This is a genomic window from Parvibaculum sp. (genome assembly GCF_002684405.1).
Taxonomy (GTDB): Bacteria; Pseudomonadota; Alphaproteobacteria; order Parvibaculales; family Parvibaculaceae; genus Parvibaculum.
On record NZ_NYVD01000020.1, the window covers coordinates 1 to 26,240 of the forward strand.

26 protein-coding genes are annotated in these 26,240 nt (G+C 63.2%); 8 read left to right on the forward strand and 18 right to left on the reverse strand.

All coding sequences use genetic code 11. From position 1 onward, the window contains the following. The 10 genes from radA to clpS form a co-directional block, all read right to left on the reverse strand. Positions 1-1,085, reverse strand: a 1,085-nt coding sequence (radA, locus tag CMI59_RS01670) for a DNA repair protein RadA (RefSeq protein WP_293323833.1), incomplete at its 3' end; no start/stop codon positions are given. Continuing rightward, positions 1,085-1,873 carry an ABC transporter ATP-binding protein gene (locus tag CMI59_RS01675; RefSeq protein ID WP_293323836.1) on the reverse strand — a complete coding sequence of 263 codons (789 nt, stop codon included), beginning with the start codon at positions 1,871-1,873 and terminating at the stop codon, positions 1,085-1,087. The genes CMI59_RS01675 and radA, both read right to left, overlap by 1 nt. Positions 1,874-1,881: 8 nt before the next feature. Further along, the gene (locus CMI59_RS01680; protein WP_293323838.1) at positions 1,882-2,655 is read right to left on the reverse strand and encodes an ABC transporter permease; all 774 of its coding nucleotides are present in this window, start codon (positions 2,653-2,655) and stop codon (positions 1,882-1,884) included. After that, on the reverse strand, positions 2,652-3,875 hold the full coding sequence (alr, locus tag CMI59_RS01685) for an alanine racemase (RefSeq protein WP_293323840.1): 1,224 nt from the start codon (positions 3,873-3,875) through the stop codon (positions 2,652-2,654). Before alr ends, CMI59_RS01680 begins: the two co-directional genes overlap by 4 nt. Continuing rightward, positions 3,872-5,383, reverse strand: a complete 1,512-nt coding sequence (locus CMI59_RS01690) for a replicative DNA helicase (protein WP_293323842.1) — start codon at positions 5,381-5,383, stop codon at positions 3,872-3,874. The genes alr and CMI59_RS01690 overlap by 4 nt, the downstream gene beginning before the upstream one ends. A gap of 246 nt (positions 5,384-5,629) precedes the next feature. Next, entirely contained in the window at positions 5,630-6,874 is a 1,245-nt protein-coding gene (locus CMI59_RS01695; RefSeq protein ID WP_293323844.1) for a cyclopropane-fatty-acyl-phospholipid synthase family protein, read from the reverse strand. A gap of 182 nt (positions 6,875-7,056) precedes the next feature. Beyond that, positions 7,057-7,677 carry a 50S ribosomal protein L9 gene (rplI, locus tag CMI59_RS01700; RefSeq protein ID WP_293323846.1) on the reverse strand — a complete coding sequence of 207 codons (621 nt, stop codon included), beginning with the start codon at positions 7,675-7,677 and terminating at the stop codon, positions 7,057-7,059. Between the two features lie 23 nt (positions 7,678-7,700). Then, complete coding sequence (rpsR, locus tag CMI59_RS01705; RefSeq protein WP_167095546.1) at positions 7,701-7,940, reverse strand: 30S ribosomal protein S18; 240 nt, start codon at positions 7,938-7,940, stop codon at positions 7,701-7,703. Next, a complete protein-coding gene (rpsF, locus tag CMI59_RS01710; protein WP_293323850.1) occupies positions 7,940-8,404 on the reverse strand; it encodes a 30S ribosomal protein S6 in 465 nt (154 codons plus the stop codon). Before rpsF ends, rpsR begins: the two co-directional genes overlap by 1 nt. Positions 8,405-8,648: 244 nt before the next feature. Further along, positions 8,649-8,954, reverse strand: coding sequence for an ATP-dependent Clp protease adapter ClpS (gene clpS / locus CMI59_RS01715; RefSeq protein ID WP_293323853.1), 306 nt, complete (start codon positions 8,952-8,954; stop codon positions 8,649-8,651). A 234-nt stretch (positions 8,955-9,188) separates the two neighbouring features. On the opposite strand from clpS, the gene fabD reads away from it, so the two are divergent. The 7 genes from fabD to gmk all read left to right on the forward strand — a co-directional run bounded on the left by fabD (position 9,189) and on the right by gmk (position 15,501). Next, entirely contained in the window at positions 9,189-10,130 is a 942-nt protein-coding gene (gene fabD, locus CMI59_RS01720) for an ACP S-malonyltransferase (protein ID WP_293323855.1), read from the forward strand. 59 nt (positions 10,131-10,189) lie between these two features. Next, positions 10,190-10,927, forward strand: coding sequence for a 3-oxoacyl-[acyl-carrier-protein] reductase (gene fabG / locus CMI59_RS01725; protein WP_293323858.1), 738 nt, complete (start codon positions 10,190-10,192; stop codon positions 10,925-10,927). 256 nt (positions 10,928-11,183) lie between these two features. Further along, the gene (locus CMI59_RS01730; RefSeq protein ID WP_167095541.1) at positions 11,184-11,423 is read left to right on the forward strand and encodes an acyl carrier protein; all 240 of its coding nucleotides are present in this window, start codon (positions 11,184-11,186) and stop codon (positions 11,421-11,423) included. A gap of 137 nt (positions 11,424-11,560) precedes the next feature. After that, positions 11,561-12,817 (forward strand): beta-ketoacyl-ACP synthase II, encoded by a 1,257-nt coding sequence (fabF, locus tag CMI59_RS01735; RefSeq protein WP_293323862.1) that lies wholly within the window; start codon positions 11,561-11,563, stop codon positions 12,815-12,817. After that, a complete protein-coding gene (gene mltG / locus CMI59_RS01740) occupies positions 12,814-13,884 on the forward strand; it encodes an endolytic transglycosylase MltG (protein WP_293323864.1) in 1,071 nt (356 codons plus the stop codon). The genes fabF and mltG overlap by 4 nt, the downstream gene beginning before the upstream one ends. A 73-nt stretch (positions 13,885-13,957) precedes the next feature. Then, positions 13,958-14,848, forward strand: coding sequence for a YicC/YloC family endoribonuclease (locus CMI59_RS01745; protein ID WP_293323867.1), 891 nt, complete (start codon positions 13,958-13,960; stop codon positions 14,846-14,848). 14 nt (positions 14,849-14,862) lie between these two features. Continuing rightward, positions 14,863-15,501: a guanylate kinase gene (gene gmk, locus CMI59_RS01750; protein WP_293323869.1), complete on the forward strand. Its 639-nt coding sequence runs from the start codon at positions 14,863-14,865 to the stop codon at positions 15,499-15,501. 6 nt (positions 15,502-15,507) lie between these two features. Here the strand turns inward: gmk and CMI59_RS01755 are convergent, their stop codons facing one another. The 8 genes from CMI59_RS01755 to lptF all read right to left on the reverse strand — a co-directional run bounded on the left by CMI59_RS01755 (position 15,508) and on the right by lptF (position 25,437). Then, complete coding sequence (locus tag CMI59_RS01755; RefSeq protein ID WP_293323872.1) at positions 15,508-16,131, reverse strand: Spy/CpxP family protein refolding chaperone; 624 nt, start codon at positions 16,129-16,131, stop codon at positions 15,508-15,510. A gap of 140 nt (positions 16,132-16,271) precedes the next feature. Then, positions 16,272-17,321 carry an alcohol dehydrogenase gene (locus CMI59_RS01760; protein WP_293323874.1) on the reverse strand — a complete coding sequence of 350 codons (1,050 nt, stop codon included), beginning with the start codon at positions 17,319-17,321 and terminating at the stop codon, positions 16,272-16,274. Between the two features lie 82 nt (positions 17,322-17,403). Next, the gene (gene rsmA, locus CMI59_RS01765; protein ID WP_293323877.1) at positions 17,404-18,258 is read right to left on the reverse strand and encodes a 16S rRNA (adenine(1518)-N(6)/adenine(1519)-N(6))-dimethyltransferase RsmA; all 855 of its coding nucleotides are present in this window, start codon (positions 18,256-18,258) and stop codon (positions 17,404-17,406) included. Further along, positions 18,255-19,313, reverse strand: coding sequence for a 4-hydroxythreonine-4-phosphate dehydrogenase PdxA (gene pdxA / locus CMI59_RS01770; RefSeq protein WP_293323879.1), 1,059 nt, complete (start codon positions 19,311-19,313; stop codon positions 18,255-18,257). The genes rsmA and pdxA overlap by 4 nt, the downstream gene beginning before the upstream one ends. A gap of 5 nt (positions 19,314-19,318) precedes the next feature. Next, a complete protein-coding gene (locus CMI59_RS01775) occupies positions 19,319-20,674 on the reverse strand; it encodes a peptidylprolyl isomerase (RefSeq protein ID WP_293323882.1) in 1,356 nt (451 codons plus the stop codon). 195 nt (positions 20,675-20,869) lie between these two features. Continuing rightward, positions 20,870-23,092, reverse strand: a complete 2,223-nt coding sequence (locus CMI59_RS01780) for an LPS-assembly protein LptD (protein ID WP_293323885.1) — start codon at positions 23,090-23,092, stop codon at positions 20,870-20,872. A 78-nt stretch (positions 23,093-23,170) separates the two neighbouring features. Beyond that, complete coding sequence (gene lptG, locus CMI59_RS01785) at positions 23,171-24,265, reverse strand: LPS export ABC transporter permease LptG (RefSeq protein ID WP_293323887.1); 1,095 nt, start codon at positions 24,263-24,265, stop codon at positions 23,171-23,173. Continuing rightward, complete coding sequence (gene lptF / locus CMI59_RS01790) at positions 24,265-25,437, reverse strand: LPS export ABC transporter permease LptF (protein WP_293323890.1); 1,173 nt, start codon at positions 25,435-25,437, stop codon at positions 24,265-24,267. Before lptF ends, lptG begins: the two co-directional genes overlap by 1 nt. 231 nt (positions 25,438-25,668) lie before the next feature. Here lptF and CMI59_RS01795 point away from each other — a divergent pair. Next, the coding region (locus CMI59_RS01795; protein ID WP_293323893.1) for a M17 family peptidase N-terminal domain-containing protein at positions 25,669-26,240 on the forward strand (572 nt) is incomplete at its 3' end.

Sequence of the window (26,240 nt, forward strand, 5' to 3'; positions counted from 1 at the left end):
CCCGCCACGTTCAGATAAACGTCCTGACCGGCCAGCGAGAGGCCGCAGCGCGCCTCCAGCACGGCAAGCACCATGGAGAGGCGGCCCGAATCCCAGCCGACCACCGCCCGGCGCGGCGTGCCGAGCGCGCTCTGGGCGACCAGCGCCTGGATTTCCACCAGCACCGGGCGCGTGCCCTCGATCCCGGCAAAGACCGCGCTGCCGCTGGTGCCGCCGTCGCGCTCGCCCAGAAAGAGGGCGGACGGGTTGGGGACTTCGGTGAGCCCCAGCGCGCCCATCTCGAAGACGCCGATCTCATTGGCCGGGCCGAAACGGTTTTTGACGGCGCGCAGAATGCGGAACTGGTGGCCGCGCTCGCCTTCGAAATAGAGCACCGCGTCGACCATATGCTCCACCACGCGCGGGCCCGCGATCTGGCCCTCCTTGGTGACATGGCCGACAAGGATGACGGCGGTGCCGTTCTTCTTGGCAAAGCGCACCAGCTCCTGCGCACTGGCGCGCACCTGCGCCACGGTACCGGGCGCGCTGTCGAGCGCATCGGTCCACATGGTCTGGATGGAGTCGATGACGACCGCGTCCGGCGGCCTGCCGCTTTCGAGCGTGGAAATGATGTCGCGCAGATTGGTTTCCGCGCCGAGCTGAACATCGGTTTCGGCAAGGCCCAGACGGCGCGCGCGCATACGCACCTGAGCGATCGCTTCTTCGCCCGAAATATAGACGACATCGTGTCCGCGATTGGAAAGGGCGGACATGGCCTGCAGCAGCAGCGTCGATTTGCCGATGCCCGGATCGCCGCCGACCAGCAGCGCGGAGCCGGGCACGAGCCCGCCGCCCAGCACACGGTCCAGTTCGGCAATGGCGCTTTCCAGACGCGGCGGGTCCGCGCTCTCGCCGCTCATGGCGACAAGCTCGATCTGGCGGCCCTTGCCGCGCGCGGCCTTCTGCGGCCCGCTGCCGATGCCGGTATTGTCGGAGGTTTCCTCGACGATGGTATTCCACTCGCCGCAGGCCTCGCATCGACCCTGCCACCGCGCGGCCACGGCGCCGCAGGACTGGCAGACGAATATGCGCTGCGGCCTGGCCATCAGGGCTTCAGCACTTCCATCTGGATCGGACCGTCGGCGCGTCCGTTGATGAACTGCTCGACATACTCGTTGCCGCTCTTGTCCACCTCTTCGACGCTGCCCGCCCAGATGATCTTGCCCCTGTAGATCATCGCGATCTTGTCGGCGATCTTGCGCGCGCTCGCCATGTCATGGGTGATGGAAAGCGTCGTCGCGCCGAGTTCCTTCACGCTGTCCACGATCAGCTCGTTGATGACGTCGGCCATGATCGGGTCGAGGCCGGTGGTCGGTTCGTCGAAGAAGATGATTTCCGGATCCGCCGCGATGGCGCGCGCAAGGCCCACGCGCTTCTGCATGCCGCCGGAAAGCTCCGCCGGATAGAGTTCGCCCACATCCGCGCCAAGCCCCACCTTGGACAGCTTGTCCATGGCGATTTCCTTGGCTTCCTTGCGCTTCATGCGCCGGCCCTGGATGAGACCGAAGGCGACGTTTTCCCAGACGGGCAGGCTGTCGAACAGGGCTGCGCCCTGAAACAGCATGCCGAATTTGCGCAACGTGTCTTCGCGGTCGCTCTGATCCATCTTCAGCACGTTCTGGCCATCGACGAAGATCTCGCCCTGTTCCGGCTTCACGATGCCGAGCACGGATTTGATCATGACCGACTTGCCGGTGCCCGAGCCGCCAATGACGACCAGGGACTCGCCCTTCGGCACGGTCAGGTCGATACCGTCCAGAACCACTTTGGGTCCGAAGCGCTTGTGGACGCCGCGCAGTTCGATCTTCGCGTCGGGATCGGGTTTGTTTGCCATGTCCGTTCTCACTTCGCGAACAGCAGCGACGTCATCACGTAGTTCGCTGCAAGGATCAGAATGGAAGCGCTCACCACCGCGTTCGTCGTCGCGCGGCCCACGCCCTGCGCGCCGCCCTTGCTGTTGAAGCCGTGGAAGCAGCCCATCAGTGCAATGATGAAACCGAACACGGCCGCCTTGATGAGGCCGGAGGTGACGCCATTGTCCTGAATGTAATTGATGGTGTTCTTCAGATAGACGCCTGCATTGAAGTCGAGCGACGCGGTGGCCACCACATAGCCGCCCATGATGCCGATAATGTCTGCGACGAAGACGAGAAGGGGCAGGGTAATGACGGCCGCCGCGATGCGCGGGGCGACGAGATATTTATAGGGGTTCGTGGAAAGCGTCGTCAGCGCATCGATCTGTTCGGTCACGCGCATCGTGCCAAGCTCGGCGGCAATCGCGGCGCTGACGCGGCCTGCAACCATGAGGCCGCCGAGAACCGGCCCGAGTTCGCGCGTGATACCCAGTGCGACCACGGTGGCGACGAGCGATTCCGAATTGAACTCGCTGGAGCCGTAGTGAATCTGGAGGGCGAGCGCGCCGCCGGTGAAAAAGGCGGTGAGCGCCACCACGGGCAGCGAGAAATAGCCGATCCTCAACATCTGCTGAAGCAGCATCCGCAGGAAGAAGGGCGGACGGACGATATGCGTGACGGCGGCCCAGGTGAACTTGCTCAGCTTGCCGATCTCGGCGAGCGTCGCGATCACGACCCGCCCGATAACCGCTAGAAAATTCAAGATACGCTCCTGCCCATATTGTTGTCCGCGGCGCTGGAAGGGATTCGGCCGCCTCGAGTGTAGTGCCGCCGGTATCGTTCGCCCAGCGAGGTCAGAATTTCATAGCCGAGCGTACCGGCCCGCTTTGCAACCTCGTCGAGCGGCACATGACGGCCTACGAGTTCCGCCATATCACCACGCGATACGGCGCCTTCGGCCAGGGATGTAATGTCCGCGACGATCAGATCCATCGAAACACGTCCTGCAATGGGCACGATCCGTCCCGCCAGCGCAACCACGCCGCCCTGCGCCTGAAGGCCGGGCAGGGAGGGGAAGCTCAAGGACCGGAAATACCCGTCCGCATAGCCCGCTGCAAGTACCGCGACCCGGCGCACGCCTTCTCCCGTCGAACTGGCGCCATAGCCGGTGCTCTCCCCGGCGGGCACGTCCTTTACCTGAAGCACGCGCGCTTCCACCGTCACCACCGTCTCGAACGGGTTGTCGCGCGCGGTAAACGGGTTGCCGCCATAAAGGCCGATACCGGGCCGGATGAGGTCGAAATGATAATCGGCGCCGAGAAAGGCGCCGCCGCTATTGGCAAGGCTTGCCACGGCGCGCGGAAAACGGGGCTGGAGCGTGTCCACGATATGCGCGAACCGCTCGCGCTGGATGGCGTTGAGTTCGTGATCGGGATCGTCGGCGCAGGCAAGATGGCTCATCAGCAGCGCCACATCGAGCCCCTCCGACCAGGTGTTGCTGGCCATGAATTCGGCGGTCTCGCCGGCGGTGAGCCCCAGCCGGTTCATGCCGGTGTCGAAATGGATGGCGCAGGGCAGATGCGTCGCGGCCTTCCATTCCCCGATTTCGGCCAATGAAGAAAGGCAGGGCCGAAGTCCGTATTCGATGAAGGCGGGCGCGGCGCCCGCCATCAGCCCGTTCAACACATAGATGGGCACATCGTCGGCGCGGCCCGCGAGCGCCTCGCGCACCGCCCGGCCTTCAGACGCTTCGGCGACGAAGAAGCTGCCGCACCCGGCTTCCGCCAGCGCGGCGACGACGGGCTTGAGGCCGAGCCCATAGGCATTCGCCTTGACCACGGCGCCCACTTCCGCATGCGGCGCGGTGTCCTGAAACCGCCGGTAATTGGCGGCGAGCGCATCAAGGTTAATCGTGAGCACGCCGCCCGCATCGGCCTCGAAGGGAGCATCGGCGGGGGCGGGCGCGCTGGACTTGGTTCTCAAGGTATGGGTTCCGGCAGGTGGTCATCGGCGATGTGGTCGCTGAAGCGCGTCACATCCGCCTGGAACTGTAGTTTGACCGTGCCGGTAGGTCCATGGCGCTGCTTGCCGATAATGACTTCGCCGATGCCGTGGACATGCTCCATTTCCGCCTGCCACTCCAGATGCTCGGGCGTGCCTTCGCGCGGTTCGCGGCGGGAGACGTAATATTCCTCGCGGAAGACGAACATCACCACGTCGGCGTCCTGCTCGATGGAGCCGGATTCGCGAAGATCCGAAAGCTGGGGTCGCTTGTCGTCGCGCGCTTCCACCTGACGGGAGAGCTGGGAGAGGGCGAGGATCGGGACGTTGAGTTCCTTCGCCAGCGCCTTGAGGCCGGTGGTGATCTGCGTCACTTCCTGCACGCGGTTGTCGCCGAACTTGCCCGAGCCCGCCAGGAGCTGGAGATAGTCGATCACGAGCAGGCCGAGGCCGCGCTGGCGCTTCAGGCGGCGCGCGCGCGCCGCCAGCGTCGCAATGGTGAGGCCGCCCGTGTCGTCGATATAAAGCGGCACGCTTTGCAATTCGCGCGAGGCCTCCACCAGTCGGTGGAACTCATCCTCCTCGATCCGGCCGCGCCGGATGCGCTCCGACGGCACGCCGGACTGTTCGGCGAGCAGTCGCGTGGCGAGCTGTTCGGACGACATTTCGAGCGAGAAGAAGCCGACGATGGCGCCGTCTTTCGCCTCCACCGTGCCGTCGGGATGGTGCACGGCCTTGTAGCTCTTGGCCGCGTTGAAAGCGATGTTGGTGGCAAGCGCCGTCTTGCCCATGGAGGGACGGCCGGCAAGGATGATGAGGTCGGATTGCTGCAAGCCGCCCATGCGCTGATCGAGATCACGCAGGCCCGATGAAATGCCCGACAAGCCGCCATCGCGCTCATAGGCGGCGGCGGCCATGTCGATCGCGGTCTTCAGCGACTCGTGGAAGGCCTGGAAGCCGCCTTCATATTTGCCCTTTTCGGCGAGCTGATAGAGCGATTGCTCGGCATCCATGATCTGGGTGCCCGGCGCATCGTCCACCGGCGCGTCGAAAGCGCGGTTGTGCATGTCGGTGCCGATGCGGATGAGCTCGCGCCGGATGGCGAGATCGTAGATCGTACGCGCATATTCCTGGGCGTTGATGATGGTCGTGGCCGCGCCTGCGAGCCGGGCGAGATATTGCGCGCCGCCAACCTCGGCCAGCGCCTCGTCGCGCTCGAAAAAGCCCTTCAGCGTCACCGGCGAGGCGAGATGGCCTTGCGTGATGAGCTTCGACATGGCCTCGAAGATCCGGCCATGCACATCCTCGAAGAAATGCGAGGGCTCCAGAAAGGCGGCCACCCGGTCGAAGGCGTCGTTATTCACCAGCACGGCGCCCAGCAGCGCCTGCTCCGCCTCGATGTTGTGAGGCGGCACGCGATATTCGCCACCTCCCTCATCGGGGGCGGGATCGTCGGGGATGTCGTTATAGGCGTGAAGAGGCGTGTCCATGGTCCCCTTATCACCCGCGAGCTGCGCTTCTTAAAGCACTAAAAGCGCCCTGTTTCAGACAGTTAACAGCAATGTTTTTCACAGCCTGTGAGCAATTGCGCATCTGCGAGCCCAATCCCACCCTGTGCCTCGCGGCAAGGCGTGAACAAGTCTGTGGATAAGTCATGAGCTTAATGCGATTCGGAAAGGGCGCCGTCCGGCTTTCCGGCGCGACGCCCCTTGTCGATGGCGGGTGCAATCGGGTTGTCAGTCTCCCGCCAGCCTTTGTTCCATCGCCTGGGACGCGCCGAGCTTTTGCTCATCGTCGATCATGTAGTTGCGCGTCATCGGCAGGGCGTCGATCTTCTTGGTGATCTGCATCTGGAAATTGACCATGCCCTCATTGCGGAACGAGGTTTCCGAGCCGACCAGATAGAATTCCCACATCCGGCAGAAGCGTTCGTCATAGATGCCCTTGGCCTCGTCCCAATGGGCCATGAAGCGCCTGCGCCATTCGCGCAGCGTCTCGGCGTAATGGAGCCTCAGCACCTCGATGTCGGTCATGAAGATGCCGGCATTTTCCACCGCCGCGGACATTTCGCTGAGCGCGGGGATATAGCCGCCGGGGAAGATATATTTGGCGATCCACGCATTGGTGGCGCCGGGCGGGTCGAGGCGGCCGATGGTGTGGACGAGCGCCACGCCGTCATCCTTCAGCAGCTCGCGGATGGCGTTGAAATATTCCGGATAATGGCCGATGCCCACATGCTCGAACATGCCGACCGACACGATGCGGTCGAACTGCTCGGTAAGCTCGCGATAGTCCTGAAGGCGGATATCCACCCGGTCCTGAAGACCGCGATCCTTGGCGCGCTGCGTGGCGACCGCATGCTGCTCTTTGGAGAGGGTGACGCCGACCACTTCTGCGCCGCATTCTTCCGCCAGCGTGAGCGCCATGCCGCCCCAGCCGCAGCCGATATCGAGAACGCGCATACCCGGCTCGATCCTGAGCTTGGCCGCGATATGCCGCTTCTTGGCGAGCTGCGCTTCTTCCAGCGTCATGTCCGGACGGGCGAAATAGGCGCAGGAATACTGCTTGTCCTCATCCAGAAAAAGATCGTAGATGCCGCCGTCGAGGTCGTAGTGATGGGCGACGTTCTTCTGCGCCTTGCCGACCGGATTGTGCTGGTCGATGCGCCGTTTCAGCCGGCGGAGATGGGCCTGCATGCGGAACACGGGCCCGGCATAGTCATGGCCAAGGCTGCTCGTCAGCATGTCGATGAGGTCGTAGATGGTATGCGGCCGGTCTACCGTGAGCCTGCCGTCCATATAGGCTTCGCCCAGTTTCAGATAGGGGTTGAGGGCGATCTCGCGCCCGGCCTTCGCGTCATGAAGACGGACGGTAACAGTCTGACCTTCGCCATTCCCTATGGCCGTCGCCTTGCCGTTCGCATCGATGAGATTCAGCGAACCCTTTTTGACGACCATCCCGAGAAGCATCTGAAGAAGCATGGTACCCCCTCAATCGAGTGGTGAACCGGTCGTTTGCCCAACTATGAAAAAAGAATTGGCGGCTGTTTGCAAGAGTGGTTCTAAAAAGCTTCGTAACTCGTCCAATCGCGCGGCAACCATCCAAAGAAAAAGGCGCCCCGGACAATGCCGGAGCGCCTTGATTTTCAATGCCTTGCCGAAGATCAGCCGGCCGGCGTTTCCTCTTCGGAAGCAGACTCGGCATCGGCCTCGGCTTCTTCCGAGCCATCCTCGTCCGGAGCCAGTTCTTCGTCTTCGAAGAATTCCGCGGCTTCGATGTCGTCGTCATCGTCCTGCGTCTGGGTGACGTCTTCGCCGCGTGCCTGGCGTTCGGCTTCTTCTTCCGAACGGGCCACATTCACGCTGACGGTGGCGACCACTTCAGGGTGGAGGACGACGCGAACGTCGTGCAGGCCGAGATTCTTGATCGGCTTGTCGAGCTGCCCCTGATTGCGGTGCGTCGAGAACCCGCCGACCGTCATCGCATCGGAGATGTCGCGGGTGCTGACCGAGCCGTACAGAATGCCGGTGTCGCCGGCCTGACGGATGACGATGAACTTCTCGCCATTGACCTTTTCGAAGACCTGTTCGGCTTCCTTGCGGAGCTCCAGGTTGCGGGCCTCGAGCTGGGCACGCTGCTCTTCGAAACGCTTGAGGTTGTCCTTGGTCGCGCGCAGCGCCTTGCCGCGCGGGAGCAGGAAATTGCGGGCGAAGCCGTCTTTCACTTTGACGACGTCACCCATCTGACCGAGTTTTTCCACCCGTTCCAGAAGTACGACTTGCATGTTGGCGTCTCCTTCAGCCGGGATTAGGAAATCACGTAGGGCAGAAGGGCGAGGAAACGCGCGCGCTTGATGGCACGGGCGAGTTCACGCTGCTTCTTGGCCGATACGGCGGTGATACGGCTCGGCACGATCTTGCCGCGCTCGGACACATAACGCTGCAGGAGCTTGGTGTCCTTGTAGTCGATCTTCGGGGCGTTGGCGCCGGAGAACGGGCAGGTTTTGCGGCGGCGGAAGAAAGGCCGGCGTTGCGGTGCACTGCTCATCAGGCATTACCCCCTTCGGAATTGGCGTTGCGTTCTTCACGGCGAGGGCCATCGTCGCGGCGAGGACCGTCATCACGGCGCGGGCCACGGTCGTCACGGCGCGGGCCGCGGTCGCCACGGCGGTTGTCGCGATCGCGTCCGCCACGGTTCTGCATGACTGCGGAGGGTTCGGTTTCATGTTCCTCGACGCGGATCGTCATGAAGCGGATCACGTCGTCACTGAGGCCCATCTGACGCTCCATCTCCGCGACCGCGTCATGCGGGGCGTCGATGTTCATAAGCGTGTAGTGACCCTTGCGGTTCTTCTTCACCTTGTAGGCGAGGTTGCGCAGGCCCCAATACTCGGTCTTGCCGACCGATCCGCCATTTTCCTTGATGACGTTGGTGTACTGTTCGAGCATCTGCTCGACCTGCTGCTGCGACACGTCCTGCCGCGCAATAAAAATATGCTCGTAGAGAGCCATAGAGCCTTCCTCATATGTATCCGGCCCCGGCGCAAAGCCCCCTTTGAGCCCTGGATAAACGCCGCAAACAGCGGAGAAAGGCTCGAAAGGACCACCAAAGAAGCGGAGACACCGGAGCCCGGACCTGCTTCAGTCCTGCCGGCGGAAATCCGCCGGTGCGCCGTTCAGCCTCCAACCAAGGCCTTCGGAAGCGCGGAATATACAAAAAAGACGTTTCAACGCAAGGGCTTTCGCGCCGATGGCCCTATTCCTCGGGCTCGGTCGTGAAAAGCAGCGGATAGCCCTTCTGCTGGCCGGCTTCGGTCGCCCGTGCCGCCTTGGTTTCCGCCACATCCTGCGGATAGACGGAAACCACGCAGGAGCCCTTCTGATGGGCGGTCATCATCACTTTATGGGCCTGCGCCTCGGCGATGCGAAACTCGCCCATCAGAACCTTCACCACGAATTCGCGCGGCGTGAAGTCGTCATTGACCAGAATGACCTTGTGGAGCTTCGGCCGCTGGGTCCGGGGTTTCGTCCCGGGGCGGGGCTTGATGTCGGTATCGCTCATCTTGAGGAACTCCTTGCGGGCAACGGACATCCGAAAGAGTACGAGCGCAGTTTCTCACGATAGCCGCCTCCGGTCCAATCCGCGTGCCGGGAATTGCCGCGCGCTGCTTGACTTGGGTCTCTTTGCCGGTATCTCTTGGCGCTTCGCGGGGGATGCGCCGTTTCAGGCGCTGCCATCGCGCAGAAACCGGCCGGTCAGGCGGGACGGAAAACAGATATAAAGACGGGAGCAGGGATGACGCGCGCATTCACCTTTCCGGGGCAGGGGTCCCAGGCGGTCGGCATGGGCAAGGAGCTGGCCGAGGCATTCGCACCCGCCCGCGAAGTCTTCGAGCAAGTGAACGACGCGCTGGGCCAGAACCTCACCAAGCTGATGTGGGAAGGCCCCGAGGACGAACTCACCCTCACCGAAAATGCACAGCCCGCCCTGATGGCGGTGAGCCTGGCGGCCATGAAGACGCTGGAAGCCGAGGGCGGCTTCGCGCTGGCCGACAAGGCCTCTTTCGTCGCCGGCCATTCGCTGGGCGAATATTCCGCGCTGGCCGCCGCCGGGGCTTTCACGATTGCCGATACCGCGCGCCTGCTGAAGCTGCGCGGCCGGGCCATGCAGCGCGCCGTGCCGGTGGGCGAGGGGGCGATGGCCGCCATGCTTGGCCTCGATTTCGATGTGGCAAAGGAAGTTGCCGAAGAAGCGGCGCAGGGCGATGTCTGTCAGGCCGCGAACGACAATGCGCCGGGACAGGTCGTGATCTCCGGCGCCAAGGCCGCCGTCGAGCGCGCCGCCGAGATCGCCAAGACCAAGGGCGCCAAGCGCGCCATGCTGCTGCCGGTGAGCGCGCCTTTCCATTGCGCGCTGATGCAGCCCGCCGCAGACGAAATGAAAGCGGCGCTCGCCGAGGTGTCCATGCAGGCGCCCGCCGTGCCGCTGGTCGCCAATGTCACCGCCTCGCGCGTTGCCGATGCCGAGACCATCCGCAACCTGCTGGTGGAGCAGGTGACAGGCATGGTCCGCTGGCGCGAAAGCGTTCTCTATATGGTGGATCAGGGCGTGACGCAGCTCGTTGAAGTCGGCGCCGGCAAGGTATTGACCGGCATGGCAAAACGTATCGCGAAGGAAGCCGGAACGGCTGCTGTCGGTACGCCCGCCGATGTCGAGGCCTTTTTGAAGACGCTCTGAGCGCCCATATTCATCCAGACAAGTACGCCCACACAGGGAAAGAGACGAAAGGGGAGAGAATGTTCGACCTCACCGGTAAAAGCGCGCTCGTGACCGGCGCCTCCGGCGGCATCGGGTCCGAGATTGCCCGGGCGCTGCACGCGCAGGGCGCGACCGTGGCGCTGTCCGGCACGCGCAAGGAAGCGCTCGATGGACTGGCTTCCGAGCTTGGCGAGCGCGCCCATGTGTTGCCCTGCAATCTCTCCGATGGCGAGGCCGTGGACGCGCTGCCCAAGCAGGCGGAAGAAGCCATGGGCGGCATGGACATTCTCATCAACAATGCAGGCCTCACCCGCGACAACATCTTCATGCGCATGAAGGATGAAGAGTGGGAAGAAGTTCTGCGCGTGAACCTCACCGCCGCCTTCCGCCTGTCGCGCGGTGTCATGCGCGGCATGATGAAGCGCCGCTGGGGCCGCATCATCGGCATCACCTCGGTGGTGGGCGTGACGGGCAATCCCGGTCAGGCGAATTACGCGGCCTCCAAGGCCGGCATGATCGGCATGACCAAATCGATTGCGCAGGAAGTCGCAAGCCGTAACATCACCGCCAACTGCATTGCGCCCGGCTTCATCGGCTCCGCCATGACGGATGCGCTGAACGAAGACCAGAAGGCGCGAATTCTTGCGACGATTCCCGCCGCTCGTCTCGGCGACGCCAAGGAGATCGCGTCCGCCGCGGTTTATCTCGCCAGCGACGAAGCCGCTTACGTGACGGGCCAGACCCTTCATGTGAACGGCGGCATGGCCATGATCTGAAGCCGGAGATCCCGTTCTCCGAAAAACTGTTGCAATTCAGGGGTGTAACCTAGCGTAACCGGCAATACCCCTTGCTGGTACATGGCGGAAATATGTGATACCTAGGCCGTCGATTTGGCTTGCGCCCAGGCCCTTTTCTGGGCCAGAAGGGGGACGATTTTCTGCCGAATTCGATCGCGAGCAATCCTCGGGGTCCGAAGCGGGTATAACCGCCAGGGACCGGGGCCGGTCAAAACAACGATCTGAGGACTTGAGAATGAGTGAAGATATCGCGGAACGCCTGAAGAAGATCGTCGTCGAACACCTTGGTGTCGATGCCGACAAGGTCACCGAGAACGCCAGCTTCATCGACGACCTGGGCGCAGACAGCCTCGACAACGTCGAACTGGTTATGGCGTTTGAAGAAGAATTCGGCGTGGAGATTCCGGACGATGCCGCCGAGAAGATCCTGACCGTCAAGGATGCGATCGAGTTCGTTAAATCGAACCAGTCGTAAAGTCCTCTCGTGGCGGCCGGCCGGCGACGAATGACGCTTGGCCGGCCCCGCGAATTATGAAGACTTCCCTCCCGTCCGAACCTTGTTGAAGAAACAAGCCGGGTGGGAACGAAGTCGCGCAAGGGAGCTCGAAGCGTATGAGACGTGTCGTCGTTACTGGTGTGGGCATGGTCTCGCCGCTTGGTTGCGGCGCCGAGACGACCTGGAAACGGATTCTCAACGGCGAGTCCGCTGCTCGGAAAATCGACAAGTTCGATGTCTCCGATCTTCCCTGCAAGATTGCCATGCCGGTACCGCGCGAAGGCGAGGGGGCGTTCAATCCGGATGACTGGATGAACCCCAAGGAAGCCAAGCGCGTCGACGAATTCATCGTCTATGCCGTCTCCGCCGCCACGCAGGCGCTTCAGGATGCGAATTGGAAGCCGGAAACCGAGGAAGATCAGTGCCGCACGGGCACGATGATCGGCTCGGGCATCGGCGGCCTCGAAGGCATCGCCGAAACGGCGATCACGCTGAAAGAAAAGGGCCCGCGCCGCGTGAGCCCGTTCTTCATCACCGGACGACTTATCAATCTCGCTTCGGGCTACGTCTCCATTCAGCATGGGCTGAAGGGACCGAACCACGCTGTCGTCACCGCCTGTTCGACAGGGGCGCACGCCATTGGCGACGCGGCGCGTCTCATCGCGCTGGACGATGCCGACGTGATGGTCGCGGGCGGCGCGGAATCGGCGATCAACCGGATGGGCATTGCAGGCTTTGCCGCCTGCCGTGCGCTGTCCACGGGTTTCAACGACGACCCGACGAAGGCATCGCGCCCCTATGACACCGATCGCGACGGCTTCGTGATGGGCGAAGGCGCAGGCGTGGTGGTGCTCGAAGAGTACGAACACGCCAAGGCGCGCGGCGCAAAGATTTACGGCGAAGTGGTCGGCTATGGCCTCTCGGGCGACGCCTATCACATCACCGCCCCGCCGGAAGACGGCAATGGCGGCTTCCGCTCCATGCAGGCCGCGCTGAAGCGCGCCGGCATCACCGCCTCCGACCTCGACTATGTGAACGCACACGGCACTTCGACCATGGCCGACACGATCGAGCTTGGCGCCGTCTCGCGCCTGCTCGGCAATGCGGTGAGCAAGGTGTCGATGTCGTCCACCAAATCGTCCATCGGCCATCTGCTGGGCGCGGCGGGCGCGGTGGAAGCGATCTTCTGCCTGCTGGCCATGCGCGACAGCAAGCTGCCGCCGACGCTCAATCTCGACAATCCGGCAGTGGAAACCGAAATCGACCTGGTGCCCAAAAAGGCCGTGGACAAGGAAGTGAATTACGCCCTGTCCAATTCCTTCGGCTTTGGCGGCACCAATGCCTCTCTCGTCATGAAGAAGGTGACTGATTGAGCGAGCCGACCGACAAGCCGGAAGTGAACGAGACAAAGGAAGCCGCGCAGACATCGTCGCGCGGCTTCTTCATGAAACTCGTTCTCTGGCACCTGATCGGACTGCCTCTCTTCGTTGGGCTGCTGGCCGGCGGCTTTTTCCTCTATGGAAAATGGAAATACGAAACCCCGGGCCCGGCGGAAAAGCCCGTCGTGGTGATGCTGCCCAAAGGCATCGGCGTGCGCGATATCGCGGGTCGTCTGGAGGGCGCCGGGGCCATTTCCGACGAGATGATCTTCCGTCTTGGCGTCAGGCTTGAGGGCGCGGACGCCGCGCTGAAGGCCGGGGAGTATGAAATTCCCGCCCAAGCCAGCATGGCCTCCATCGTCGGCATTCTGCGCGCGGGCAAGTCGATACAGCACCGGATCACGCTGCCGGAAGGGCTGACCAGCGAGCAGATCATGGCGATCGTGGCGAAGGACCCGGTGCTGAAGGGCAAACTGCCCGAGACGCCGCCCGAAGGCTCGCTGCTGCCGGAAACCTACAGCTTCACCCGGGGCACCACCCGTGCCGAGATCGTCGCGCGGATGCGCGAGGCGCATGACAAGCTCATCGACAAGCTCTGGGCGGGACGGGCGAAAGACCTGCCGGTCAAAACCAAGGAAGAGGCCGTCATCCTCGCCTCTATCGTGGAAAAGGAAACGGGACTGCCGGAAGAGCGCCCGCTGGTTGCCTCCGTCTTCACGAACCGGCTGAAAATGCCGATGCGCCTCCAGTCCGACCCGACCATTATCTATGGGCTGGTGGGCGGCAAGGGGCCGCTGGGCCGTCCGCTTCGACGCAGCGAGATCGCCAAGGCCACGCCTTACAACACTTATGTGATCGACGGATTGCCGCCGACGCCGATCTGCAATCCGGGGGAGGCGTCGCTGCGCGCGGTGCTGGATCCGCCCGAGACCAAGCATCTCTATTTCGTGGCGGACGGCACCGGAGGACATGTCTTCTCCGACACGCTGGCGCAGCACCGCCGCAATGTCGCCAAATGGCGCAAGGTGGAGCGCGAGCGCCGCCGAAAACAGGGCAACTAGCCCTCGCGATCCCATACCGATTGTCGGGCCTGCTATGATGCGGCCCCGACCGACACGATTCCCGGAGGCCCAGATGTCGCTCAACTCCATGACAGGCTTTGCCCGCGCAGACGGCGCGCTGGGCGACATGCGCTGGCACTGGGAACTGCGCAGCGTGAACGGCAAGTCGTTCGACTGCCGGTTCCGCCTGCCGCCCGGTATCGACGGGCTGGAGGCGCGCCTGCGCGAGGCGCTGGGCAAGCATATCAAGCGCGGCAATTGTCAGGCATCGCTCTCGATAGACCAGAGCGCGACGCCCGCGCCGCTGCGGCTCAATCGCGAGGCGCTGGCCGTGGTCGTCGACGCGCTTAAGGAAGTGCAGAGCATCTGCGAGACGCAACCGCCCCGCCCGGAAGGCATTCTGGCGCTCCGGGGCGTGCTGGAAACCGGCGATGCCTCGGAAACCGACCCGGAAGAAAAAGCGGCGCTGGAGGCGGCGCTGGTGAAATCCTTCGAGGAGGCGGCCTCCGCTCTCGCCATGGCACGCTCGGAAGAGGGGCTGAAGCTCGAGGCGCTTGTCTCCGCCCAGATCGACGAGATCGAACGGCTGACGAAGGACGCCGCCGCCGCGCCCGCAGCGAGCCCGCACGCCATTCGCGACCGGCTGGCCGCGCAAATCCATGAACTGCTCGACGGCAATAGCGGCATTGCCGAAGACCGCCTTGCGCATGAGGCGGCCCTGCTTGCGACCAAGGCCGATATCCGCGAAGAGCTCGACCGGCTGACCGCCCATGTGGAACAGGCGAGGGAGCTGCTCACCGGCAAGGATCCGAAAGGACGCCGCCTCGACTTCCTGACGCAGGAATTCAATCGCGAGGCGAATACGCTGTGTTCCAAGGCGGCGGATGTAAGCCTGACGCGGATCGGGCTCGACCTGAAAGCCGTGATCGATCAGCTCCGCGAGCAGATCCAGAATATCGAGTGACGGGGGACGAGCGCATGAGCGGGATCGACATCAAGAGGCGGGGGTTGATGCTGGTGCTGTCATCGCCGTCAGGCGCGGGCAAGACGACGCTGTCGCGCCGTCTGCTCGAAAGCGACGGCAATATCACCATGTCCGTCTCCGCCACGACGCGCGCCCCGCGCCCCGGCGAGGTGGACGGCAAGGACTATTATTTTCTGTCCACGGAAGACTTCGGCATCATGCGCAACAAGGGCGACCTCCTGGAGAGCGCCAAGGTCTTCGACAATTATTACGGCACGCCGCGCGCCCCCGTGGAAGAGGCGCTGAGCGAGGGCCGCGACGTGCTCTTCGATATCGACTGGCAGGGCACGCAGCAGCTCAGCGAGAGCGCCAAGGGCGATCTAGTGAGGGTCTTCGTGCTTCCGCCATCTGCACAGGAGCTGGAACGGCGGCTGCACTCGCGGGCGCAGGACAGCAAGGAAGTGATCGCCCGGCGCATGGAGAAGGCGTCGGATGAGATCAGCCATTATTCCGAATATGAATACATCATCGTCAATGACGATCCGGAAAAGGCGTTCGGCGAGTTGCAGTCAATCCTGCAGGCCGAACGCCTTCGCCTGAGCCGCCTGACGGGGCTGTCCAACTTCGTGAAGCAGATCCGCGAAGCACTCTGAGCCAGCTTACATGCAGCCCATGACCGGCAGGATCTCGTCGGCCTTCTTCTTCTGCTCGTCGGAAAGCGCGTTATAGAGCTTTTCGGTGGCGGGCTTGAGCTCCTGAAGCGTCTCCAGCCGGGCCTTCATGGCCTCGATCCGGAAATTGAGCAGGTCGACCACCGAGCGGTTCTGTCCGCTGTTGCGGAACATCTGCATCATGGTGCCGCGCATGGAGACCATGGTCTGGGAGTTCGTGCGCATGGCGTCCGCATACTCATTCCAGGCGGGTTCTTCGTCTTCGGTGATCTTGAGTTCGGCCTTGAGGAAGGCGATGCGGCCATCGAGATAGGTGTCGTAGTCGCCCGATGCGCTGTTGCCCATCATACCGCAACCGCCCATGCCACCGCCGCCCATCATGCCGCGGCCATAGCCCTGTCCGGCCATGCCGGAACCCATCATGCCTTGCCCCATCATGCCGGGGCCCATGCCTTGTCCGGGGCCCTGACCGCCGCCTCTCATCATGCCGTAGCCCGGCCGGGGGGATGTGCTCGTGTCGTCCTGCGCCCGGGCCGCGGGCGCGGAAAGGGCGAGGCCCAATGCGAGGGTGAGTGCGCAGAAACCGGCACCTGCAAGCCTGGAAAAAGTCATGGCGTCCTCCTGTTACGAGAGGACGCCATGCTTGTCCCGGGACCGGGTTAACTCATTGATCGAGATCAAACAGAACCCATAATTTTTTTATGGGCTTACCGGGTGCTCGTTTGACCTGGGTCAAATGCCCTTTGTCGCCGTCAGGGCTTCAGTACCACGCGGCCCATCACATGGCCTTCGCGCAGATCGTCCAGCGATTTGGAGGCCTCCGAAAGCGGCCGCTCGGCGACCGGGATCGGATCGATCTTGCCGGCCTTCACCAGATCCATCATCTCATGCGTTTCCGACAGCGAGCCCACATAGGAGCCGCCGATGGAGATGGCGCGCATCGGGAACATGGGGATCGGCATGGAGAAACCGCCGCCGAAAAGGCCGACCACGATCACCTTGCCGCCTTTGCGGACGGCGCCCTGCGCGAATTTCAGCGAGGCTTCGGAGCCGACGAAATCGACCGCCGCCGGGACGCCGCCATCGGTGTCGGCGAGCAGCTTCTTCAGCGCGTTTTCGTCCTTCGGGTTGTAGATCTCATGCGCGCCCGAGCCCTTGGCGGACTGGAGCTTGTTTTCGTCCACATCGGCGGCGAGCGGCGCGGCCGGGAACATGGCCTTGGCGAATTGCAGGCCCATCATGCCCACGCCGCCGAGACCGACCACCAGCACGCGCTCTTCGTCGGTGAGATCGCCGAGCTTCTTCATCGCGCTATAGGCGGTGAGGCCGGAGCACATATAGGTCGCGGCAAGCCCTTCTTTCACGCCTTCATAGTCGAGCAGGTAGCGCGGATGCGGCACGATGCAATGCGTGGCATAGCCGCCAGCGACCGTGATGCCGAGCGCGCGCGGCCGGTTGCACAGATGCTCGTCGCCGCGGTTGCAGGTAGGGCAGGCGCCGCAGCCGATCCAGGGGAAGACGACGCGCTGGTCACCGACCTTCACGCCTTCCGCGTCCGGGCCCACGGCAACGACTTCGCCTTCGATCTCATGGCCGAGCGTGAAGGGCAGTTTGCGCCCGCCGCTCACATCGAGCTTGTTGCCACCGCCCATGTCGAAATAGCCGTCATGCAGATGGACGTCGGAATGGCAGACGCCGCAATGGCTCACTTTCACAAGGACTTCGCTGCCTTTCGGCTCTGGCGTGTCCATGGTGACTTCCTGGAGCGGCGCTCCGTATTCGACTATGGCTTCGGCTTTCATGATGGCCTCCCGACTGAACTGGCTGGTTGTTTTGCGCGTTACTTTTGCACGGCGAAGGCCCACTCACAACATGGGCGGCCCGCTAAAACGCCTGCAGACGCAGGGTTTCGGCAAGCTGGCAGAATTGTTCCACGCTGAGCTGCTCCGCGCGCGTGGTCGGGTCGATATGTGCCGCCTCGAGGAGCGCGACGGGCTCGCGCACAATGGTTTTCAGCGCGGCGCGCAGCATTTTGCGGCGCTGCCCGAACGCGGCGGCGACGACTTTCTCCAGAACTTTCGGATCGGCAGGCGCGAGCGGCTTTGGACGCGGAATGAGTTCCACCACCGATGAGGTGACGGAAGGCGGCGGCGTGAAGGCGCGCCGGTCCACATCGAAAAGAATGCGGGCATGGGTCCGCCATTGCGCGAGCACGCCGAGCCGTCCATAGGCGCGGGATCCGGGCGGCGCCACGATGCGCTGGGCGACTTCCTTCTGGAACATCAGCGTCATGGTTTCGTACCAGGGCGGCCAGGGCTCGGTCTGGAGCCATTTTACGAGGAGCGGCGTGCCCACATTGTAGGGGAGATTGGCGATGATCCGCGTGCGTCCGCCCACAAGCGCACGCATATCCGCCTTGAGCGCATCGCCCTCGACGATCTGAAACCGGCCGGGATAGGCGGCCGAAAGCTCCTCCAGCGCCAGGACACAGCGATGGTCCGTCTCGATCGCGATGACGCGCTCCGCCCCCTCTTCAAGCAGCGATCGGGTGAGGCCGCCCGGTCCGGGACCGACTTCGAGAACCTGACGTCCCGTAAGCGATCCGGAGGCCCGCGCGATCCGCCGGGTGAGGTTGAGATCGAGCAGGAAGTTCTGCCCCAGCGATTTCTGCGGACTGAGCCCGTGGCGCTCCATTATTTCGCGAACGGACGGAAGCTCAGGCGGTGAGGCATCGCTCATGCGCGTGCTCCCGCTGATGTCCGCCTGCGGTTCCAGGCGATTTCGCCCGCCTGCCGGATCGCTTCGATGAGGCTGCCCGGATGGGCGAGGCCCTTTCCGGCAATGTCGAGCGCGGTGCCATGGTCGGGCGAGGTGCGCACGATGGAAAGGCCGAGCGTGGTGTTGACGCCGCGCTCGAAGTCGATGGTCTTGAGCGGGATCAGGGCCTGGTCGTGATACATGCACAAAACCGCATCATAGCTTTCGCGCGCGCGTTCATGGAACAGCGTGTCGGCGGGAAGCGGTCCCGTCACCTCCACGCCGGTGTCGCGGATGAGGGGAATGGCGGGCGCGATGATCTCGATCTCTTCGCGCCCGAGATGGCCTTCCTCGCCGCCATGCGGATTGAGCGCGGCCACGGCGAGGCGCGGGGCGTCGATCCCGAAATCGGTGCGCAGCGCATGCGCCAGCGTTGTGCCCGTCTCCACGATGGCCGAGGTCGACAGATGCGCCGCAACGGCCTTGATCGGCATATGGATGGTGACGAGCGCAACGCGCAGGCCCGGGCAGGAGAGCATCATGACCGGTGTGCCGCCGGCCCGCTCGGCGAGATATTCCGTATGGCCGGGCAGTTTGAACCCGGCCTCGTAAAGCACGCGCTTGTGGATGGGGCTGGTCACGATGCCGGACGCCTCGCCCTTGAGCGCAAGGTCGCAGGCAAGATCGATGGCGTCGATGACGGCGGCGGCATTCTCCGGCGCGAGCTTGCCGGGCCGGGCGGCAACCGCGAGCGGCAGATGGAGCACGGGGAAGGCATGCTTGAAAACGGACGAGGCATCGCCCGGCCGCGAAATTCGTTCGACTGGAATGTCGGCGCCGAGAAGGCTTGCCGTTTCGCGATAACAGGACGCATCGCCGATGGCGAAGAAGGGAGGAAGCGCCTCCCGCTCGCGATGCGCCCAGGCCTTGAGAGAGATTTCAGGCCCGATGCCTGCCGGCTCTCCGATGGTCAGGGCAAGCGGCGGCGTTTCGTCAGGGACGGGCCCGTTGTCCGCGCTGCCGCTGGATGCGCTCATGCATCTTACCGCTTGACCACGACGGCATCGCGCCGCAGATCGCGCAGGTGACGCCGCGCCATCATGGAAAGCTGCTGTTCGTAGAGGTTGTCGTCGATCTGCTCCGCCGTGGGCAGACCGCCTTCATCCGGCTTGTATCCACAGACGACCAGCATTTCCACGCCGGCATTGGAGCGGACCGGCTGGCTCACATCGCCGGTCTTGAGACCGGAGATCGCCTTGCGCATGCGCGGCTCGAGCTGTCCGGCCAGCACCGTGCGCGGCCTGTCGGCCTTGCCGCCGACGTAGGAGTTGATCTTCCTGGAGGCCTCGTCGCAGCTCTTGACGCTGGCGCGGAAGGATTCCGCTTCCCGCGCACGCTGCGCCACGAAGCGCGGCGCGGCATCCGGAGTGAGCGGCAGCAGCACGCGCATCAGCACATACTGGTCGTTCAGCGGATCGGCGCCGGAGCCGCGGCGCATCGCGCGAAGCTGCACGATGTAGTAGCCGTTCCGGGTACGGATCGGATCGGAAACCGTGCCGCTCGGCATGTTCTTGACGACTTCGGCGACAGGCGCGGGGAGCTGGCTTGCGCGGACCCAGCCGATATCGCCGCCACTGGCCGCGGAGGCCGACTGGCTGAACTGGCGGGCCACGGCCTGGAAAGGCGCTCCCTTGCGGATCTGCTCGATGAGCTTCTCGGCGCCGTTTCGAATCTCGGCCTCCTGCGCGGGATTGTCGAAGGTCAGGAGGATTTCACTGACATCGTAGCTCGGGCTGTCCGATTCATCGCGCAGCCGCTGAAGCACTTCCTGCACTTCGCCGTCGCTGACCGAAACCAGCGAGCCGAACTGCTGGCCCACAAGTTTGTTCCAGGCAATGTCGGTGCGCAGCTGCTGCGTCAGCGTGCTCTTGTTGACGCCGTTTTTCTTCAGGAACTCGCCAATCTGATCGACCGTCATGTTCGAGCGGGTGGCGATCCGTTTGAATGCCCTGTCGACATCGTCCTGGGTCACCTCGATCTTCAGCCGCTTGGCTTCCTGCTCCTTCAGCCTTTCATCGATCAGGTTTCGGAGGACCTGCGGGCGGATGCGGTCGCGGTTCTCCTGAGTGTCGGGAATGCCCGAACTGGCGAACACAAGTTTGATACGCTGGTTGAGGTCGTAGCTGGAAATTATTTCGTCGTTCACGACGGCAGCGATACCCTGGCTCAGAGAGCCGCTCGAGGCTCCACTTGCCGCGCCCTCCGCGGCCGATGCGGCGCGAGGAAGACCGCCCGTCAGAATGACGAGACAGGCCAGCCCGAAAATCTTTGCGAAAAACGGCATGGCAACGCCCCGCCGAAAGGCAGGTGTCTCGCGAACGGCAATCTCTTTCGTCATGGCTGCTTTCTCACGGCGGACGTGTCGTCCGATGGTCGGCCCAGAAACCCGGGCACAGAATACTGGAATTGAGTGTCCGATCAACCTGGCCGGCAATCGGAAAAAACTGTCCGGTTTCAGTGGGTTGGCGATACCGTATCTTGATGTGGCACCGTCATGAAAATCTGGTCCGGCACGATTTGCGCCTGCTCATGCTCACCCGTCGGTGCTCCCGAGCGTCTTGAGCGTCAGACGCAGTATGAAGGAATTCTCCGGCTCGATGTCGCGGTCCCGCGTGAAGGATTGGTAATATCCCAGCGAGATATCGAGGCACTCGTCCGAATATCCCACCCCGACGCTGTTGTTGACCGCGCGATGCTTGGAAAGGTCGCGGCGAGTCTGCCCGAACAGGCGCCAGTAGTCATCGAGCCGCACGACCGAGCCAAGCACGATTTCTTCTCGCGGGGTGAAGGTGCTGAACTGGTCGGCCGCGAAATAGGCATATCCGAGCTGGGCGCTCACCGGGCCGTAGCGGCCATAGGCGTTCACTTCATTGCGGCGCAGTTTGAAACTTTCGCTGCCGACCCGGAAGCGATGGACGATCAGCCAGTTCGACGAGGGCGATACCATGATCCGTCCGACCACATCGGAAAGTTCGTTCCGAAGCCCGCTCGCGGACGAAAAGCTCTGGTTTTCGTTCAGGCGGAAACTTTGCCCGATCAGCGCGCTGGCGCGGCCCTGCGGGCCCCAGAAGAGCGAATAGCGCATACCGGCATTCAGGCGCGTGCCGGTTTCCCAGCGGTCGAGGCCGGGGAACCTGTTTTCCGAAAAGAGATTGGTGTCGTCGAACTCGAAGCTGAGCGAATCTTCATTGGGCAGCTCCACCGTATTGCCGATATCCGGCGAATAGATGAGCTGCAGGATCGGCTCCAGCACTTCGCGCAGACCGCCGCTGTAGCGTACCAGCGGATAGCTGACCTCGGTGCCCATCGTCGGCAGGCCGCGGAACAGCGTCGTGTCGGAGAAGGTCACGGCCGGGTTGGACGGGTCCTTGACGTTTTCGACGGAATACAAATCGCCGCGCAGGTTGGCGAACAGCCGGTAGACCAGACCGCCCACGGTCGTCCGTCTCAGGTTCCAGTCCATCCGGGTGGAAAGGCGGCGCATGTTCGGACCGTCGTTCCGGCCCAGTATCAGCGCATCGCCGGAAAAGGAGACCATGCCGCCCAGTACCTTCGAAGGAAGGGTGTAGCTTCCCTTCATATGCGGCGCGATCCAGGGCGTCGTGTCGTAATTGTCGGAGGCGAGCAGGCCGCGAAAGGCATAGAGGTCGGAGGAAAACCAGTTGCGGCCATTCGCGTAATCGACCGACAGGTTGTTGACGAGGTCGGTCGCACCGGAAAGGTCGTATTTGCGCAGATAGGTTTCGTCCGTCGTCAGCTCGCTGCGGAAGCTCCAGCTCCAGTGGTCGTTCAGGCGGAAACTGCCATTGCCGAAAAAGCTGCCGCGGAAATTCTTGTCGCCGGGGGTGCCCAGCGTCTTGTCCCTGGGCCAGGTTCCCGTGCCGTTGAGCGTCATCCGGCCATTGGAAAACAGCTCACGATAGGTGCCTTTGTAGATGATGCCCTGCCGGGTCGTGAAACGCGGCGAGAAGGTGAAATCCTTGTCGGGCGCGATGGCCCAGAAATAGGGCGTCTCGATCTGCTGCCCGAGATCGTTGGAATTGGCAAAGCTCGGCGAGAGGAAGCCGGATTTGCGCTTCACCGACGGATCGGCCATCGAGAAATAGGGCGTATAGAGGATCGGAACCCCGAAGAGTTCCATGCGCGCATCCTCATAGACGATCCGCTGTTCTTCCTTGTTATGCGTGACGCGGAAGGCCTTGATCTGCCAGAGAGGTTCCGTTTGGCCTTTTTCCGCGCAGACGTCGCAAGGGCTGTAGACACCTTTGTGGAGGGTCGTGATGTTGGCGTCCTTGCGGACGACATCATTGCCCGCGAGCTTTGCGTTGTTCGCCATCAGGATGCGCAAGGTGGTGACGACACCGTCCTTCATCTTGTTGCGCAGGACGAGATGGTCGGCAAAGGCGACATCCCCGCCGGGATCGAGAAGCGCCACATTGCCGTCGGCGGTCACGATGTCCGCCTTTTCGTCATAGACGACCTTGTCGGCAATCAGGACGCGCTTGCCGTAAGCGAGCTCGACATTCCCCCGCGCCGTCACGATCTGTGCGTTGCGGTCATAGTCGAGTTCGTCGGCAAGCATGAGCACTTCGCCGGAGTCCGGGAAGCGCTCGTTCTTGACGATTTCGGATTGCGGTCGCGCGTCCTGGGCCGAGGCCGGGACAGTGCCGAATGCCAGGCCCGCCAGCAGCGTCGCCGGCAGGAGAATCGCAGCACCCAACTCGTGCCGGATTTTGTTCGTTCCACCCCGTGTCACGTGCTGCTTCAGCCCCCTGATGCCCCTCATTCATGCGCGGCCGGGGGATATGGAAATCCCCCGCGATTCGTCTGGTCTCTAACCGTCCTCAAGGTGGAACAGTACTGCAAGCCCCAAAAACAGGACCATAAGCGATGGCGCCCACGCCGCAAGGAAGAGAGGCAATATGCCCGATAGGCCGAGCGCGAGCGAGAGGTCGGAGAGAAAATAGACGATAAATCCAGAAAATATGCCGCCCATTACCAATTGGGCCATGCCGCCGAAGCGGTTCATGCGCAATGAGAAGGCCGATCCCACCAGCACCATGGTGCATAGCAGCAGGGGCGTCGCCAGAATTTCGTAGAAATGGAGCTTGTAGCGCCTGGCCGTAAAGCCGGCGGCTTCCGCGGTCTCGATGAAGCGGGGCAGGTCCCAGAACGAAATCGTGTTGGGATTCGCAAAGCTTTCCTGCACCTGCTCGCGGGTCAGCGATGTCGGCTGCTGGAAGCTGTCCAGATGCACCGGCGACTGGTTGGGACGGGCGATCCAGAGGTCGGACAGTGCCCAGTAGCCGTCGCGCAAGACGGCCTTTTTGGCGTCGATGCGGCCGGTAAACTCGTCATTCAGGCCATAAAGAATGAAGATCACCTGATCGAGCGTCAGCCCGGCATCGCCGATCTTGGTGGCGTGAATCACGGCCTGGCCCTTCTGGTCCGCCTGACGCAGCCAAAGCCCGTTGTCCGACACGGCCATGAAGCTCGACCGGCCTTTCAGATGCGTCGCGTCGAGCTGATCGAATCGCGACGCCATGGTAGCCGATATCGGGTTGTAGATCGTGATGACGATCACCCCCAGCGTGAAGGCCACGAAGATGGCGGGCGCGAGAAACTGCCAGACGGAGATGCCCGAGGCCCGCGCAATGACGAGTTCGTTGCTGCGGCTCAATCTCAGAAAGCAGGCCATGGCGCCGAACAGTACCGCGAAGGGCATCGTTGCATTGCCGACGCGCGGCAGATCCAGAAGGGCCATTCCAGCCAGAAAGGCGAAGGAAATGTCGTCATGCTCCGCCCCCCGGCGCATCAGCTCCACGAGGTCGATCATATAGATGATGAGCAGGAACAGGCCGAAGGTGAACAGCGCCGTGGTGAGAAAGCGCTTCGCGAAATAGGTCGAAAGCGTCCAGGAGAAATTCATCAGGCACGTCTCCCGGACCGCGGATGGCGGATCATGGCGCGGATCGCGTTGAGCCCGGCGAAGGCTTTCGCCTCGAGCGGAACACCCGACAGCACCGCCCCGGCCATGGCGCATACCAGGAGCGGAATGATGTACATGAGCGGGATCGCGGCGGGCGCGGTGGCAGCCGAACTCACAATGCCGAAGGCCAGAACGCGGAAGAACAGTGCAATGCTCGCCGCCATGGCGATGCGCATGCCGTAGCCCCGGCGGCTGAACGGGGCGGGCAGCAGCGCGGCCAGCGCCACCAGCGCGAAAAGCAGCGGATAAAGGGCGTTCGAGAGGCGGTCATTCGCATCCGCCAGAAGCTGGGTCCGGAATTGTTTGGCATAGGCGTCGTCGGGCGCCGGGTTCACGAGCTCGCTGAAATAGCGCTCGCGGGCCTCGTTGTAATATTCCGGCTCCTGCTGGATATAGGATGACAGGTCGTAGGTGTATTTGTCGAAATAGAGCAGGGTGACGGGCCCGCTTTCGCCGTCGGCGGTCCGGTCGACGCGCTGGATATTGCCGTTGAACATGACGAGGCGGGGACCGGCAGGGCTCTTCACCAGACTGCCGGTCTCGGCAAGATAGGTGGTCGGCTTCAGCTTGTTGCGGCTGTCCTGCACCAGAATGCCGTGCACCGTGCCGTCGCTCGACCTCTCGCGGACATAGACCGTGAGGCCCTCGGTCGGATTGGTGAAGGTGCCCTCGCGCAGCATGGTCGAGACGACATCGCCGCGGATTTCATAAAGCCGGCTCTTCAGCTCGCGAAGGCCCGCCGGGGCGATATAGATGTTGAGGGCCAGCACCACGACCGAAACCGCGCCCGCCACCGCGAGGACGGGAAGAGCCACCCGCCACATGCTCATGCCGGCGGAGAACATCACCACAACCTCGCTGTCGCTGATGAGCTTGTGCAGCGCGTAAAGCACGGCGCAAAGCAGCGAGATGGGCAGGACGATGGCCAGCGTGCTGGGGAGCGCGAGAACCGTCAGGTCGAAATAGGAGAAAATGCTCTGACCCTGGGAGATCAGCACGTCCAGCATTCGGAGCGCCTGGGTCAGCCAGATGATTCCGGTCAGCACGAATGTGACGATCGCGAAGGGCACCGCCGATTGCCAGAAGATGTACCGTGTGAGCGATTGCAGCATCGAATCCGTCGGACGGCGCAATGGGAAAACTGTTCGGAGCGGTCAGGTTTGTCTATCCTGTGCCGCCGGGTTAGATAGCATGGTTATCCCAATTCGACGGGCGGGAAAAGGCGGCGGGGCCGCCTCCGGACCGCCCGACCCCCAAAGGCCGCCTTCTCAGGCCTGCCCGGGAGGCCAACCAGAATGCGGAACGGGCGCAAGGGCGCCGGTGTCCGGAGAAAGGCTTGTTTGATGAATATTTCCTTCGCTGACATATCGCTGACCAAATCGGGTGCGCTCGCCGTCCTCGTGACCGAGGCCGCGACGCCGCGGGGCGTGGCCGCCGACATCGACAAAAAGGCCGATGGCGCCCTGAAGCGGGCCATGAAGGCCGCCGGATTTACCGGCAAGGCGGAAAGCGTGATCGAGATCCTCGCGCCCAAGGGGCTGAGCGCCAGCCGGGTTCTTCTCGTCGGTGTGGGCAAGACGGGCGATCTCAGCAAGGCGGTGCTGGAAAAGGCGGGCGGCATCATTGTCGGACGGCTCGAAAGGGACAAGGAGACCGCCGGGGCGGTCGTGGTGGACGGCATATCCTCCGCCCGCATCACGGCGGCCGACGCAGCGGCGCATGTCGCCCTGGGCGCGGCGCTCAGGGCCTACAAGTTCGACAAATACAAGACCGCCAAGGGTGGCAACCACAAGGACCCGAAGAAGGAGTTGAAGACGCTCTCCATCATGTCCAGCGGGGCCGCTGCCGCGCGCCGGGCCTATTCGCCGCTTTCCAAAGTGGCCGAAGGGGTCTGCCTTGCCCGCGATCTCGTGAA